Source organism: Marinobacter sp. CP1 (genome assembly GCF_001266795.1).
GTDB lineage: Bacteria > Pseudomonadota > Gammaproteobacteria > Pseudomonadales > Oleiphilaceae > Marinobacter > Marinobacter flavimaris.
The window spans coordinates 3961328-3975753 of sequence record NZ_CP011929.1 but is presented as its reverse complement, the minus strand read 5'-3'; the positions used below and the strand labels follow the sequence as shown (position 1 = coordinate 3975753).

Below are 14426 nucleotides of genomic sequence, written 5' to 3'. Positions count from 1 at the left end.
GTAGCAACGTGATGGGAGTCACATATCAACGTCAGAAAGTGTCACTCTGCGTCACATACCGATTCATCAAATTCAGGCAATCGGGACCGCATTGAACCCCGCGGCGCCTTCCGGATATAAACCGTGTACGGAACTGATGATGCTCGCAGATAGTCAAGGTTCAGGGCGTCATCACCCTCACCCTCTGCCAAGACGGCAGGGGTACAGGACACCAGCAACTCCAGTTTCCCTTCTATTTCTGCAATACGGGCATCCGGATCCGCCGGATTGATGGACATGCAGCGGGTTGAGCCGCTTGCCGGCTGCCCCGTCTGCGCCACCAGATCCCGGCCCGCTTCGCCACAGGCACGAATACCCTCGCCGCAGGCACTCGCCTCTTCGTCATCGCGGAGGCGCCAGACACGGTCGCTGCACTGGGTTTCCAGCTTCACGGGCGTGGCTTTATCGCCGGCAAACCACCAACCAGGATACTCCGCGCTTTGCCAGGACAGCCGCACGTGTCTTGGCTCACCGGATGAATTCTCAGCCGGAAACATCGCAAAATGTGAGTAATAGCTCGCACAGCCCGATACGGAAACCAGGACAAGGCTTGCAATAATTGGCTTGTAAGCTCTGGAAAAGACTGAAAAGATCATCTGGCTGTTGCATCCCTGACAGCGGTTGGTTGAACACTGCCATTATCCACGGCAGGGGCATTCAATCCGTCTATCAGTCACCATTTTGATCAAACTGGAGGCCGTACCCGTCGTTGGTTTTGCGCACGACCACCATTTCAAGTATCGGTGCTGGAACAGGTAGCCCCTGCACCTGCACGGTAACTGTGTCGCCGAGGTTTGGCGCAAATGGCTCAGTGTCCACAACGATGAAAACACCGCCGTCGGAGATATCGCGGGTCGAGAATATGAACTCGCCGAGCTCCTCGTGAACCACCTTTACTTTCGCACTCATTGCCGTGCGTATGTGCTCTCTTCGATCGTTCCCATCCATTTGAGGATTCCACTACTTTTTGCATAGTTTTTAAAGTCTTCCGAAGCATAACACCATTTTCAGAAAAATATGCCAACGGAGAGATTGACTCTGGAGTCAATGGAAATGAGAATGGTTGGCGTTTTTAAAAACTTGCCGATCCTGGCAAAGCAAATTAATACCGGAAACACCCGAAAGGATGGGAATATGCGAATGAAACTGGCTGCTACCGCAGCAATCGCCCTCTCTGCCATGCCCATGGCCGCCTCCGCAGATGGCGAGGTCAATATCTACTCATACCGTCAGGCATATCTGCTCGAACCCCTGCTGAACGCTTTTGAACAGGAAACCGGCATCCAGAGCAACGTGGTCTTTGCCAAACAGGGTCTGGCCGAGCGACTGGAGCGCGAGGGTCGCAACAGCCCGGCAGATTTGGTGATGACCGTTGATATTTCCCGCCTCAACGAGCTGGTAGAACGTGATCTCGTTCAGAACGTCGACAACGAGACTCTGGAAGAGAACATTCCGGAAAACCTGCGCCATCCCGAGGGCAAGTGGTTTGCCCTGACCGCCCGCGGGCGCCTGATCTTCGTTTCCAAGGACCGCGTGGAAGAAGGTGAGATCACCACCTACGAACAACTGGCAGACGACAAGTGGAACAACCGTATCTGTACTCGCAGCGGCAAGCACCCCTACAACATCGCCCTGTTCTCCTCCATGATCGCACACCATGGTGAAGCCGAAACCGAGAAGTGGCTGGAAGGCCTGAAAGACAATCTGGCCCGCAAACCCCAGGGTGGCGACCGCGACCAGATCAAGGCTATTGCCGAGGGCGTATGCGACGTCTCCATTGGTAACAGCTACTACTATGGCAATATGCTGCAGGATGAGAACCAGCGGCCGATTGCCGAACAGGTACGGCTTGTATTTCCGAACGCCGAAGGCCGGGGCACTCACGTAAATATCAGTGGTATTTCACTGACCAAGAGCGCGCCTAACCGCGAGAACGCCATCAAACTGATGGAATTCCTGTCTTCACCGAAAGCCCAGCGTATCTACGCTGAGGCAAACACGGAATACCCGGCAAACCCGGAGGTTAAGCCTTCCGGACTGGTTGCCGAGTGGGGTGAGATCAACCCCGACAACCTGTCACTGCAGGAGATTGCAGATAACCGCAATGCCGCAGTCAAACTGGTTGACCGCGTCGATTACGACGGCGAGTAATCGCCAACAGTGAGGGTGGTTTGACCACCCTCACATGCCCTTTGGCGGGCGCTTCCCTCTTCCGGTATGACACCAGTCGTTGCAGGCATCAGGTCAGGTGACTACAATCTGCAGCCTTCAATTGGACAGACTCCACATCCAGGCGCAGGGACACTATGAGCGAGGCCGCAACCAGCGTTAATCCAGGGCTATCCCAGCCCCTGCTGGCTAAGCGTACCTCTCCAAAATGGATGATCAGCGCACTTCTGACCACCGCCATCGTCGCCCTTCCGGTTCTCTCCGTTATTTTTCTGGCGTTTTTTCCCGAAGAGAACATCTGGCCACACCTGATCGAAACCACCCTTCCCCGGTACCTGACAACCACGCTCAAACTGATGATTGGGGTGGGTGCCCTTACCCTGGTTATAGGCCTGGCGTCGGCCTGGGCGGTCACCATGTGCGAGTTTCCGGGTCGCAAATTCTTTGAGTGGGCGATGCTGCTACCATTTGCAGTGCCCGCCTACGTTATTGCCTATGTGTACACAAGCCTCCTGGACTACGCTGGCCCCGTTCAGGGTGCCTTGCGAGACCTGTTCGGCTGGAGCAGTGCCGCAGACTACTGGTTCCCGGAAATTCGCAGCCTCGAAGGCGCCACGCTGATGATCGGGCTGGTCTTGTATCCCTACGTTTACCTTCTGGCCCGCGCCGCCTTTCTGGAACAGTCCCCGTCTCTGTTCGCGGTCAGCCGCAGTCTCGGCCACTCCGCGCTGAGCACGTTCTTCAGGGTGGTTCTGCCCATCGCCCGACCGGCGGTAGCCGTCGGCCTTTCCCTGGTGCTGATGGAAACCCTGAACGATTTTGGTACCGTGGACTTCTTTGCCGTCCAGACCCTGACCGCTGGCCTGTTTGATACCTGGATGAACCTCGGCAACCTCGGCGGGGCAGCTCAAATAGCCACCACAATGCTGATCTTCGTGGTGATCCTGGTTACCCTGGAACGGTATTCCCGCAGACGCCAGCAACAGTTCGCAGCGCGGGACAACCGTGAGCCGATCCAGCGCTTCACCATGTCCTTCCCGCGCCAGATGATTTGCGTAGCGGTTTGCGCCTTACCGGTTCTGTTCGGTTTCGTGATTCCCGGTGCAACCCTCGGGCTCTATGCGTGGGAATACTTCGGTGAAAGCTGGAACCCGGATTTTGTCCGAAACACCTTCAACAGCCTTTTCCTCTCTGGCACGGCAGCCCTCACCACTCTGCTGATTGGTGTCACGCTCGCCTACAGCCGCCGACTGCACAACACCCGCAAGATGCAGGTACTGATGCGCCTTTCCAGCCTGGGCTATGCCATGCCCGGCGCCGTGCTGGCTGTTGGTGTGATTGTGCCCCTGGCAGGTTTTGACAACTGGCTGGATAGCCTGATGCGGGACGTATTCGGAATCAGCACGGGCCTGTTACTGAGTGGCTCGGCCTTCGCCCTGGTGTTTGCCTACACCGTGCGATTCCTTGCCGTTTCGGCCGGTAGCGTGGAGAGTGCGTTGCAGAAGATTACCCCGAGCATGGACATGGCGTCCCGCTCTCTGGGCCACACCCCGGGCAACACCCTGGTCAGGGTTCACTTGCCAATGTTGCGAGGCACATTGGTAACAGCGGCCCTGGTGGTTTTCGTCGATTGCATGAAGGAATTGCCGGCCACCCTGATACTCAGGCCGTTCAACTTCGAGACACTGGCGACCTACGTGTACCAGTTCGCCTCTGACGAGCGCCTGTACCACAGCGCCCTGCCCGCCCTGATTATTGTTCTGGCTGGCATCATTCCGATTATTCTGATGAGCCGCTCAATCTCCAACAGCCGGTCAATTGCCTGACCAGCTCAGAACGTTACCCGGGATTTCACATCCTGAACCACGAACCGCCCCTGGAAAACCGCCACAGGATCCCCCTCAGGCATTGTGTTTGGTTCGCCGCAAAAAACCTCTGCCGTCAGATCCAGCCGACCCTTGCCATGCCGGGCCAGACTCTTGCGAAAACGTTCCGGTACCTCCTCACCGGGCAGGCGGCAGATCACATAGAAATCGGAAGACACGGGCTCGAGGTAGTCGATATTCCCGCTCTGCACCACCACATTGCCCTTTAAGCCAAGATCCCATAGTGCCAATTCAGTCAGGCCCCAGGCCGCAGTAACCGCCGCAGAGTACACGCTGCCTCCGAACCCCGTACCCTGGTGGTTCTTGTTGGGTTCCAGCGGCGCACTGAGCAGCAGCGAATGGCCATCCCAGGAATGCAATTGAATCCCCAACGCCCGGGAAAGGGGAATTTCGTCCTGGATACGCTTCTGGAAAAGGGACAACTGGCTCATAACATCCTCCTGATATTCATCCAGTTTAGGCCCGCTTACTCCTTTTCCCTATGCGACTTACGTCGGTTTTTTCCGGCACAAAAAAGCCCGGCAGAGCCGGGCCATAACATCTTCATTTTGAATCGGGCGTTTTACTGCCAGATAACCGGCTGACGCTGTGCATACCAGTTCTCCACTTGCTCCTGATACGCATCCTCAACCACATTGCGCTTGAGCTTCATGGTCGGCGTGAGGAAGCTGTTCTCGATCGACCACTCGTCGCTCATTACGGTGATAAACGCCAGCTGTTCGTGGGGATCCACGGTCTTGTTCACATCGGCAATCAGCTTCTTGAAGCTCTCTTCGATTTCCTTACGGAAGGCTTCATCCGCCATTTTCGGCCGGGACTCCTCGGCCAGCATCACCAGCGCGTGGGGCTGGGTCTGATTGGCACCGGAGACACACACCATCTCGATGGCATCGTGGGACATCAGACGGTTCTCAATGGGTGCAGGCGCAATATACTTGCCCTTGCTGGTCTTGAAGATTTCCTTGATGCGACCGGTGATCTTGAGCCGGCCCATCTCATCAATTTCACCCTTGTCGCCAGTCTTCAGGAAGCCATCCTCGGTGAAGGTCTCCCGGGTTTTCTCTTCGTCCTTGTAGTAGCCCATCATGGTGGCCGGGCTCTTGATCTGGATCTCTCCCTCCGGGCTGATGCGGGTTTCAACCCCCGGCGCGGACTCACCGACGTAACCGGTTCTTGAGCGCCCTGGCTTGCTCATGTGGGAGTAGGCAAAGTTTTCAGACATGCCATAGCCCTCAAGCAACTCGAGACCAAGGTTGCGGTACCAGTCCAGAACGTCGCTCGCCAGGGGGGCCGAGCCACTGCCTGCCAGCTTGACCTTGTCCAGGCCCAGACCCTTCAGGATTTTCTTCTTGATCAGTTTGTTGACCACCGGAATCTTCAGCAGCCGGTCCAGCTTCTTTTTCGGCAGCTTCTGAAGCACACCGTGCTGGAATTTCACCCACAGGCGCGGTACCGAGAGGAACAGAGTTGGCTGGGCACGCTGCAAATCCTGCACGAAAGTATCCAGAGATTCCGCAAAATACAGATGGAAGCCGGCATACAGCGATGCCAGCTCAACAAAGGTGCGTTCGAATACGTGAGCCAGCGGCAGGTACGACAACATGCGCTCCTCGGAGCTCACGCCGAGTACCTCCATGCCCCCCTCTGCCGCATAGGCCATATTGTAAAAGCTGAGCATGACGCCCTTGGGTTTCCCGGTGCTACCGGAGGTGTAAACGATGGTGGCCAGTTCGTCGGCATCACGCTTAACATTTTCTTCCAGAGGCGGATACTTGGCGACAATATCGTCCCAGGTTTCGAAATCATTGGGAGGGCTCAGCGGGAAGGAGATGCAACGCACGGATTCCGGCACGCCCGGTTTCATCATGTCCCAATCGTCCAGCTTGCCGACAAACACCACCTCGCACTCGGCGTGGTTCAGGATGTAGTTAACGGTGTCGGCATTCAGGGTGGGATACAGCGGAACGGAAATGTGACCGGCCATCCAGATGGCCCAGTCGGTCATGATCCAGTGGGCGCAGTTCTTGGAGATCAGGCCGATGCGGCTCTTCTCAGGGAGGTTCAGCGATTTGAGGTAAGACGCCATGCGCCGCGCCTCATCCACCGCCCGACCCCAGGTGTAGTCGACGGTTTTGCCGTCGCCAATGGGCTGGGTCATGTAAACGGAGTTCGCCTTGGCCTTCTCCCAGTGATAAACCATATCCAGGGGAAGCTTGTTTGTTGTGTCCATGGACCTTCCTTGCAGTTCGTTATTCGAGTTATAGATGACTTATTATTAGACTTTCGTAGGGTATTTCAACATAGTATGAGCGGTCAAAACGTGACACAAGCAAAATAATTTCCAACTGCATCTATTGCAACCCAAACGCCGCCACCGGCAACATCCCCTACCCCTTGAACCCCTTGCCTGTGGTAAACTTCCGCCCCTTCAGATTCGCAACATATCAGTTAACCTACCCGGAGATGGGCATATGGCCAAGACAACCCTGCGCACCCTGTTCGGTGCCACCCTGCTGGCGCTGGCAACACTTGTTCAGGCACAGGAACCCCGCGTTGTAGCCATCACACAGATTGTGGAACACCCGGCACTGGACGCCGTCTACCAGGGCATAAAAGATGAACTCGCCGAGCGCGGCTTCAAAGAGGGCGACAACCTCGAAGTGATGCACGAAAGTGCCCAGGGCAACTCTGCCATTGCTTCCCAGATTGCCCGCAAATTCGTTGGTGAGAGTCCCGACGTGATCGTGGCGATTGCAACGCCTTCCGCGCAAACCGTTGCCGCTGCGGCCCGCAATACACCGGTGATTTTCTCCGCTGTGACCGACCCGCTTGGTGCCAAGCTGGTAAGCAATCTGGAGGCGCCTGGCGCAAACATTACCGGCGTAAGCGACATGCTGCCCATCGACAAACACCTGGACATGCTGCAGCGCGTAATGCCCGATGCCAAACGCATTGGCACGGTGTACAACCCGGGCGAAGCCAATGCCGTTTCCCTGGTGGAACTGCTCGAAGAGCGCCTCGCGGCGCGTGGTCTTGAACTGGTAAAAGGCGCTGCCACCAAAACTTCCGAGGTTCTGGGCGCGGCCCGCTCCCTGGTGGGTAAAGCAGACGCCATCTACCTGACCACAGACAATACCGTGATCAGTGCTGCCGAAGCCGTTATCTCTGTTGGTGAACGCGCCAGTATTCCGGTATTCGCGGCGGACACCGCTACCGTTGAGCGCGGTGCCGTTGCAGCACTCGGGTTTGATTACTACGACCATGGCCGCCAGACCGGCGTGATGGTTGCCCGGGTATTGAATGGCGAGAAACCCGGCGAAATGGCGGTTGAAACCATGGAGAAGCTGGACCTGTTCGTGAACCCGGCCGCCGCAGAGCGCATGGGCATCACCCTGTCAGATGATGTGATCGCAGACGCGAAGAAAGTGATCGACAGCGCCAAGTAATCCCCCTGAACCCAACGGGCGGCCCTCACGAGGGGCTGCCCGTTTTATCATTGGTGATACCCGACCATGCTGAGTAACATCGCTCTTTATGGTGCCATTGAGACCGGACTGATCTACGGCCTGGTCGCCTTCGGCATCTACCTCTCCTTCCGGGTGCTGGATTTCCCGGATCTCACTGTAGATGGCAGCTTTCCCCTCGGTGCTGCCGTTGCCGCCGTACTGATCATTGAAGGCTGGAACCCGTGGCTGGCCACAGGCTGTGCCGTCATGGCCGGCATGGCCGCAGGCGCGGTAACAGCACTGCTGAATGTGAAACTCAACATTCTTAATCTGCTGGCCTCGATCCTGACCATGATTGCGCTCTATTCAGTCAACCTGCGCATCATGGGCCGTCCGAACGTGGCCCTGCTGACCGAAGAAACCGTGCTGACGCCCTGGTACGACCTGGATCTGGCCTACCATCAGGTACCGGTGCTTCTGTTCGTTATTGTGGTCTTTGTTGCCCTTATCCTCCTGTGGCGTTTCATGAAATCCGAAACCGGCCTGGCCATGCGAGCCACTGGCGCCAACGCCAGAATGGCCCGGGCACAGGGCATCGCCACCGGCGCCATGATTGTTCTCGGCGTTGCCGTTTCCAACGGCCTTGTCGGACTTGCCGGTGCGCTCTTCGCCCAGAGCCAGGGTGCAGCCGATGTCACCATGGGCGTAGGGGTGATCGTCATTGGCCTTGCCTCCCTGATTGGCGGTGAAGCCGTGGTGACTCCCTCAACCGTGGTACGCGCGCTCATCGCATGCGTGGTGGGCGCAATCATCTACCGACTGGCCATTGCCTTCGCTCTGAATGCGGATTTCCTGGGACTGCAGGCCCAGGATCTGAACCTGATTACCGCGGTTCTGGTTACCCTGGCCATCGTTTTGCCCGGCGTACGTTCATCCATTGCCGGCAAACTTTCCCGAAACAAGGCCTAAGGAGGCGACATGATCAGTGCAACCGATCTCCGGCTCACCTTTGGCAAAGGCACACCGCTGGAAAACCCCGCGCTCCGGGGCATGAGCCTGACCGTCAACCAGGGCGAGTTTGTTACGGTTATTGGCAGCAACGGCGCCGGCAAATCCACCTTTCTGAATGCCCTCGCCGGCGAAGTGCTGGTAGACAGCGGCCAGATCATCGTGGACAACCTGGACGTCACCAAACTGCCGACCCACAAACGGGCCGGCCGTGTTGCCCGGGTATTCCAGGACCCATTGGCCGGTACCTGCGAGGGCCTCAGCATCGAGGAAAACCTTGCCCTGGCCATCAAACGTGGCCAACGCCGCGGCCTCACCAGCGCCGTAAAGAAGCAGTACATGGAAAAATTCAGGGACAGCCTTTCGTCCCTGAATCTGGGCCTGGAAAAACGTCTTGGCGACAAGATGGGCCTGCTCTCAGGGGGTCAGCGCCAGGCCGTGAGCCTGCTGATGGCGAGCCTCACACCTTCGAGCATCCTGCTGCTGGACGAACACACGGCCGCGCTGGACCCGAAAACCGCTGCATTCGTGCTGGAACTCACCACCAAGATCATCGAAGAGCAGAAGCTCACCGCACTGATGGTAACCCACAGCATGAAGCAGGCACTGGAAGTCGGCAGCCGCACAGTGATGCTACACCAGGGCCAGGTGGTATTCGATATCGCGGGCAAAGACCGCGAAGGTCTGGAGGTGAAGGATCTGCTCGGGCTGTTTGAAAAGCAGCGTGGGCTGGAAGTGGACGACGACAGCCTGTTGCTGGGCTGATAAAAAAACGGGGCCAGACTGGCCCCCGTTTCCCCTCCGGGCCCGCTTGTTTTTGTCACTTTTCGACCGGAATCGCACAATTCGCTATTGACACCACATCCTCACAAAACCACAACATGTAGTGGTTTTGAACCTTTAGCCCCAAACCGCTGTTTTAGAAAAAATTTCCCGGATTCAAGCCGATTTTGATTGATTTTCTTTGCCCCGAAGCGCCTATCAATAGTTGCGTTCTTATTCACAGAACACTATATCCTGTTATACTCGTTTCGGATTCAACCCATATATAGTGGTTAAAAAGAAAACAGGCCCAAGGCCAAACAGACGATTCTCAAGGGGTATGGCGCCGCCGGTATAAGGACTGGCGCCATCAAAAGAAGACATACCGGAAGACAGAGGGTGGAAATGAACGCTAAGGCACAGGCAGTGGTAACGACAATCCCGATGCAGGAAGCCTCGATCGACATCTGGCACAGCAAATATCAGCTGAAGACCAAGACCGGCGAGCCCGTAGACAAGGACATCAACGCAACCTACGAACGTGTTGCCAAAGCCCTTGCCGAGGTGGAAAACAAATCCGTACGCACCCAGCACATGAAGAACTTCATCTGGGCCCTGCAGAACGGCGCCATTCCCGCCGGCCGGATTACCTCCAATGCTGGTGCTGAAGCACACAAGCCGGCAACCTCCACCATTAACTGCACCGTTTCCGGCACCGTTCAGGACTCCATGAACGACATCCTGGAAAAGAACCACGAAGCCGGCCTTACCCTCAAGGCAGGTTGTGGTATCGGTTATGAGTTCTCCACCCTGCGCCCGAAAGGCGCGTACGTGGCCGGTGCCGGGGCAACCACCTCCGGCCCGCTATCGTTCATGGATATCTTCGATCGCATGTGCTTTACCGTGTCCTCCGCCGGTGGCCGCCGTGGCGCCCAGATGGCCACTTTCGATGTGCACCACCCGGACGTGATCGACTTCATCCAGGCCAAGCGTGAAGACGGCCGCCTGCGTCAGTTCAACCTCTCGCTGCTTATCACCGAAGACTTCATTGAAGCCGTGCGCAACGGTGACGACTGGCACCTCTCCTTCCCTGTTACCCAGAAGGAAGTGGAAGACGAGAAGCTGGACCTGAGCGACGAGAGCCAGTTCGTATACCGTGATTTCCCGGAGCAGAAAGGCTACGTGGTGAACGGTGAAGGCAAGGTTGCCTGCCGCATCTACCGCACCCTGAAAGCCCAGTTCATCTGGGACACCATCATGACCAGCACTTACGACTACGCCGAGCCGGGATTCATCCTGATCGACAAGGTCAACCAGATGAACAACAACTGGTTCTGCGAAGACATCCGCGCCACCAACCCCTGCGGTGAGCAGCCCCTGCCCCCGTATGGCAGCTGCCTGCTGGGCTCGGTGAACCTGACCATGTTCGTGGACTACCCGTTCACCGACAAGGCCAGCTTCAACTACGAGAAGTACCGCAAGGTGGTGGGTATCTTCACCCGCATGCTGGACAACGTGGTAGAGATCAACGGCCTGCCGCTGGCCGAGCAGCGCCACGAAATCACCTACAAGCGCCGCCACGGCATGGGCATCCTGGGCCTGGGTTCCACCCTCGCCATGCTGCGCATGCCTTATGGTTCTGCAGAATCCGTACAGTTCACCGAAGAAGTTGTGCGTGAAATGGCCGTGGAAGGCTGGCGCCAGTCCCTCGCCCTGGCCGAGGAAAAAGGCGTTGCTCCGATTATGGACGACGAGTTTGAAATTACTCCGAAAATGCTCACCAGGTGCCCGCAGCTGTCTGAAGACGGCTACAAACTGGGCGACAAGGTGAAAGGCCGCATCCTGCACGCCAAGTACAGCAAGTACATGCAGCAGATTGCCAATGTGGAGCCGAAGCTGGTGGAAGAACTGGCCGAGAAAGGTGGCCGCTTTACCCACCACACCTCCATCGCGCCGACCGGCACCATCAGCCTGTCTCTGGCCAATAACGCCAGTAACGGCATCGAGCCGAGCTTCTCGCACCACTATGCGCGTAACATCATCCGCGAAGGCCGCAAGACGAAAGAGAAGGTAGACGTATTTTCCTTCGAGCTGCTCGCATATCGTCATATGGTGAACCCGGGCGCCATGCCGTTCTCCGATGACGAGGACAAGAAGCTGCCGGCCTACTTCACCACCTCCGACGACGTAACACCGTCGCAGCACGTGGACATCCAGGCCGCCGCCCAGAAGTGGGTAGATTCCTCGATTTCCAAAACCGCGAACGTTCCGACAGACTTCGCCTACCAGGACTTCAAGGACATTTACCTCTACGCCTACGACATGGGCCTGAAGGGTTGCACCACTTTCCGCTTCAACCCGGAAGCCTTCCAGGGCGTACTGGTTAAGGAAAAAGACCTCGAGAACACATTGTACGAGTTCACCCTGGACGATGGCAGCAAGGTCACCCTCAAGGGCAACGAGCAGGTAGAGTACGACGGCGAAATCCACAACGCCGCCAACCTGTTTGACGCGCTTAAAGAAGGCACCTACGGCAAGTACTGATCCGGGAACCGACACAGGAAAACGAACATGACAGTTAAAATCAGCAACAAAATCGTCGGCTACCGCGTAAAGAAGGCCGACCCCGAAGCTACTGAACACCAGGGACCGGTGCACGCAGAAACCAAGCCCGTTCAGATGAACGAATACATCGAACGGCCGGACTTCCTGCTGGGCACCACCTACAAGATCAAGCCGCCGGTGGCTGAGCACGCGATGTACATCACCATCAACGACATCCTGCTCAACGAAGGCACCGATCACGAAAGCCGGCAGCCGTACGAAGTGTTCATCAACTCCAAGTCGATGGAACACTTCCAGTGGGTTATCGCCCTCACCCGCGTTATCTCTGCGGTATTCCGCAAGGGTGGCGACGTAACCTTCCTGGTGGAAGAGCTTCGCAGCGTGTACGACCCCAACGGCGGCTACTTCAAGAAAGGCGGCGTATTCATGCCTTCCCTGGTCGCTGAAATCGGCGCCGTGATTGAGAAGCACCTGAAGGCCATCGGCCTGCTGGAAAGCGAGGAAATGAGCGAAACCACCAAGCGCATCCTCGCTGAAAAGCGCGCCGAGTTCGAAGCCAGCCACAGCACGGCCACGAACGACGAAAAAGCCGACGACTACCCACCCAACGCCACCATGTGCGGCAAGTGCAGCACCAAGGCGGTGATTGTGATGGACGGGTGTGCCACTTGCCTCTCTTGCGGCGACAGCAAGTGCGGTTGAGGTGATTGACTGCAATGAGTGACGGAAGGCCTGGAGTGAAAGCTTCGGGCCTTTTTATTTGGTGGGCTGGAAAAGTGATCGGTTTGATCGAAAAGTCGGTGATACCAGGAAACCGGTCGTGGTGATCGTTTTTATCGAAGCTCTGAGAAAGGTTTGGACTTCAGGGCATTGAATCTGAAGCACTTTTGGTTAGAGTCGGAAGTGGTCAGAGCGGATATTTGGTCGGGGAATATGATCATCGCGACCACTATACAAATGTTATGGCTACAAGGAAGTCGAGTGAAAACGAAAGTTTATCTATCCATTTTTGCCAGCCTCATACTGGCAGTCCTTGTCAGCGCACTCGGCGAATCTTTTGGCGAGGCACTGGCAGAGCACGTAAGCAAAGAGACTGCTGAATTGGCATTGGATGGCAGGTCAATATCAGATCTTTCCCGAGAAGAAGCCAACGCGTTGATGCGCGATTCGGAATTTGGTGACCGCTTGGTCGCAGCTAAGAAAGAGGTAACTGACGAGTACTGGTGGTATTTCGGCGCGAACTTCGCTATCCAAATATTACTAATTCTCGTCATTTGCTTGGTTTGCGGAAAATATGTAATTCATACGGTGACCAAGCATTCGAGGCCATAACCAGGCGGTCAACCGGACACCAAAAGCGTGGCGCTTTTGGTTCCCTCCGCTGCGCTCCGGCGCCGGTTACCATCAGCGTTAAATTTTTTGCCGCACCCTCGTAGACTATGTTGTAATACATTGTAGTAGCCAAACTCGAGGGTATAGTCATGAGCGTCACCACGGTTCGCCTTCAAGCAGAAGTTGAACAGCACCTGGAAGCAATTGCTGGCAGGTTGCACCGGAGCAAAGGTTGGGTAATTAACCAAGCATTATCGGAGTACATAGAAAAGCAGCAGCTGGAGCAAGAGCGCTGGAAACAGACCTTAGAAGCAATGGAGTCCGCTGCACAAGGCAAGGTTGTTGATGCCCGCGAGGTTCACAGCTGGCTTAATAGTTGGGGAACCGACAACGAGCAGGATGCACCGAGGTCAGGTAAGTGAAACTGGTTTACACGGACGAAGCCATTGAAGATTTACAGCGCCTCAGGGAGTTCATTGCAGTCCACAATCCTTCGGCGGCAGCCCGGATCGCCACCGAACTGGTTGGCAAAATCGAATTGCTTCCTGATTTTCCCAAGATGGGCACACCAGTTGAAATGGCACCGGTGCCTGACTCTGTTCGAGATATGGTCTTCGGGAAATATGTCGTTCGATATTCGCTCCATCCCAGTGCCATCATCATTCTCCGGGTATGGCATGGCCTTGAAGGTGAGCGGTAGTAATTTAACCAGGCGCGTCACTCGGATGCCTTTGTCTCCGCTGCGCTGCGACAAAGGCACCGGTGCGCTTCAGCGTTATGACCACAAGGAAGTCGAGTGAAGAAGAAGGTTTATCTGTCCATTTTTGCCAGCCTAATTTTGGCAGTGTTTGTCAGCGCCGCAGGCGGAAGTTATGGGCGAGCACTGACAGAGCACGTTAATAAAGAGGCTATTGAATTAGCGTTAGATGGCAGGTCCATATCAGATCTTTCCCGAGAAGAGGGCAATGCATTGAGGCGCTCTCCGGAATTTTTGGACCGCTTGGTCGCAGCTAAGGAAGAGGTATCTGACCAGTACTGGTGGTATTTCGCCGCGAACCTCCCCATCCAAATTTTACTAATGCTCGTCATTTGCTTGGTTTGCGGAAAATTTGTAATTCATACGGTGACTAAGCATGCGAGGCCATAACCAGGCGGTCAACCGGACGCCAAAAGCGTGGCGCTTTTGGTGCCCTCCGCTAGCGCTCCGGCGCCGGTTACC

Annotated in this window: 15 protein-coding genes; 11 read left to right on the top strand and 4 right to left on the bottom strand. The window is 56.2% G+C overall.

The window, feature by feature from the left end; translation table 11 throughout:
* Positions 1-41: 41 nt before the first annotated feature.
* Together ACP86_RS18305 and ACP86_RS18300 are read right to left on the bottom strand one after the other, a co-directional pair.
* The gene (locus ACP86_RS18305; protein ID WP_227507753.1) at positions 42-497 is read right to left on the bottom strand and encodes a hypothetical protein; all 456 of its coding nucleotides are present in this window, start codon (positions 495-497) and stop codon (positions 42-44) included.
* 211 nt (positions 498-708) lie between these two features.
* On the bottom strand, positions 709-987 hold the full coding sequence (locus tag ACP86_RS18300) for a PilZ domain-containing protein (RefSeq protein WP_008174275.1): 279 nt from the start codon (positions 985-987) through the stop codon (positions 709-711).
* A 186-nt stretch (positions 988-1173) separates the two neighbouring features.
* On the opposite strand from ACP86_RS18300, the gene ACP86_RS18295 reads away from it, so the two are divergent.
* Positions 1174-2190 carry a Fe(3+) ABC transporter substrate-binding protein gene (locus ACP86_RS18295; protein ID WP_053115567.1) on the top strand — a complete coding sequence of 339 codons (1017 nt, stop codon included), beginning with the start codon at positions 1174-1176 and terminating at the stop codon, positions 2188-2190.
* Positions 2191-2345: 155 nt separating this feature from the next.
* Positions 2346-4034: an ABC transporter permease gene (locus ACP86_RS18290; protein WP_008174273.1), complete on the top strand. Its 1689-nt coding sequence runs from the start codon at positions 2346-2348 to the stop codon at positions 4032-4034.
* 5 nt (positions 4035-4039) lie between these two features.
* Here ACP86_RS18290 and ACP86_RS18285 read toward each other — a convergent pair whose 3' ends face one another.
* Together ACP86_RS18285 and ACP86_RS18280 are read right to left on the bottom strand one after the other, a co-directional pair.
* On the bottom strand, positions 4040-4525 hold the full coding sequence (locus ACP86_RS18285; RefSeq protein ID WP_008174272.1) for a thioesterase domain-containing protein: 486 nt from the start codon (positions 4523-4525) through the stop codon (positions 4040-4042).
* Between the two features lie 131 nt (positions 4526-4656).
* Positions 4657-6324 (bottom strand): AMP-binding protein, encoded by a 1668-nt coding sequence (locus ACP86_RS18280; RefSeq protein WP_053114997.1) that lies wholly within the window; start codon positions 6322-6324, stop codon positions 4657-4659.
* 241 nt (positions 6325-6565) lie between these two features.
* Between ACP86_RS18280 and ACP86_RS18275 the strand changes: the two genes are divergently transcribed.
* The 9 genes from ACP86_RS18275 (at position 6566) to ACP86_RS18235 (ending at position 14354) form a co-directional block, all read left to right on the top strand.
* A complete protein-coding gene (locus ACP86_RS18275; RefSeq protein ID WP_008174270.1) occupies positions 6566-7540 on the top strand; it encodes an ABC transporter substrate-binding protein in 975 nt (324 codons plus the stop codon).
* A gap of 66 nt (positions 7541-7606) precedes the next feature.
* Positions 7607-8509, top strand: a complete 903-nt coding sequence (locus tag ACP86_RS18270) for an ABC transporter permease (protein WP_053114996.1) — start codon at positions 7607-7609, stop codon at positions 8507-8509.
* A 9-nt stretch (positions 8510-8518) separates the two neighbouring features.
* On the top strand, positions 8519-9313 hold the full coding sequence (locus ACP86_RS18265; RefSeq protein ID WP_053114995.1) for an ABC transporter ATP-binding protein: 795 nt from the start codon (positions 8519-8521) through the stop codon (positions 9311-9313).
* Positions 9314-9715: 402 nt separating this feature from the next.
* Complete coding sequence (locus ACP86_RS18260) at positions 9716-11854, top strand: adenosylcobalamin-dependent ribonucleoside-diphosphate reductase (protein WP_053115566.1); 2139 nt, start codon at positions 9716-9718, stop codon at positions 11852-11854.
* 27 nt (positions 11855-11881) lie between these two features.
* Positions 11882-12577, top strand: a complete 696-nt coding sequence (locus tag ACP86_RS18255; RefSeq protein WP_053114994.1) for an NrdJb — start codon at positions 11882-11884, stop codon at positions 12575-12577.
* 279 nt (positions 12578-12856) lie between these two features.
* A complete protein-coding gene (locus ACP86_RS18250) occupies positions 12857-13207 on the top strand; it encodes a hypothetical protein (RefSeq protein WP_141201879.1) in 351 nt (116 codons plus the stop codon).
* Between the two features lie 149 nt (positions 13208-13356).
* Positions 13357-13629, top strand: a complete 273-nt coding sequence (locus tag ACP86_RS18245) for a CopG family ribbon-helix-helix protein (protein ID WP_022989998.1) — start codon at positions 13357-13359, stop codon at positions 13627-13629.
* Entirely contained in the window at positions 13626-13907 is a 282-nt protein-coding gene (locus ACP86_RS18240; RefSeq protein ID WP_023012028.1) for a type II toxin-antitoxin system RelE/ParE family toxin, read from the top strand. The genes ACP86_RS18245 and ACP86_RS18240 overlap by 4 nt, the downstream gene beginning before the upstream one ends.
* 96 nt (positions 13908-14003) lie before the next feature.
* Positions 14004-14354: a hypothetical protein gene (locus tag ACP86_RS18235; RefSeq protein WP_053114992.1), complete on the top strand. Its 351-nt coding sequence runs from the start codon at positions 14004-14006 to the stop codon at positions 14352-14354.
* Positions 14355-14426: the final 72 nt, after the last annotated feature.

Bases quoted from the DNA above. Each gene is read 5' to 3' on its own strand.
- ACP86_RS18300 (WP_008174275.1), bottom strand. From the start codon at position 987: ATGGATGGGAACGATCGAAGAGAGCACATACGCACGGCAATGAGTGCG.
- ACP86_RS18295 (WP_053115567.1), top strand. From the start codon at position 1,174: ATGCGAATGAAACTGGCTGCTACCGCAGCAATCGCCCTCTCTGCCATG.
- ACP86_RS18290 (WP_008174273.1), top strand. From the start codon at position 2,346: ATGAGCGAGGCCGCAACCAGCGTTAATCCAGGGCTATCCCAGCCCCTG.
- ACP86_RS18285 (WP_008174272.1), bottom strand. From the start codon at position 4,525: ATGAGCCAGTTGTCCCTTTTCCAGAAGCGTATCCAGGACGAAATTCCC.
- ACP86_RS18280 (WP_053114997.1), bottom strand. From the start codon at position 6,324: ATGGACACAACAAACAAGCTTCCCCTGGATATGGTTTATCACTGGGAG.
- ACP86_RS18275 (WP_008174270.1), top strand. From the start codon at position 6,566: ATGGCCAAGACAACCCTGCGCACCCTGTTCGGTGCCACCCTGCTGGCG.
- ACP86_RS18270 (WP_053114996.1), top strand. From the start codon at position 7,607: ATGCTGAGTAACATCGCTCTTTATGGTGCCATTGAGACCGGACTGATC.
- ACP86_RS18265 (WP_053114995.1), top strand. From the start codon at position 8,519: ATGATCAGTGCAACCGATCTCCGGCTCACCTTTGGCAAAGGCACACCG.
- ACP86_RS18260 (WP_053115566.1), top strand. From the start codon at position 9,716: ATGAACGCTAAGGCACAGGCAGTGGTAACGACAATCCCGATGCAGGAA.
- ACP86_RS18255 (WP_053114994.1), top strand. From the start codon at position 11,882: ATGACAGTTAAAATCAGCAACAAAATCGTCGGCTACCGCGTAAAGAAG.
- ACP86_RS18245 (WP_022989998.1), top strand. From the start codon at position 13,357: ATGAGCGTCACCACGGTTCGCCTTCAAGCAGAAGTTGAACAGCACCTG.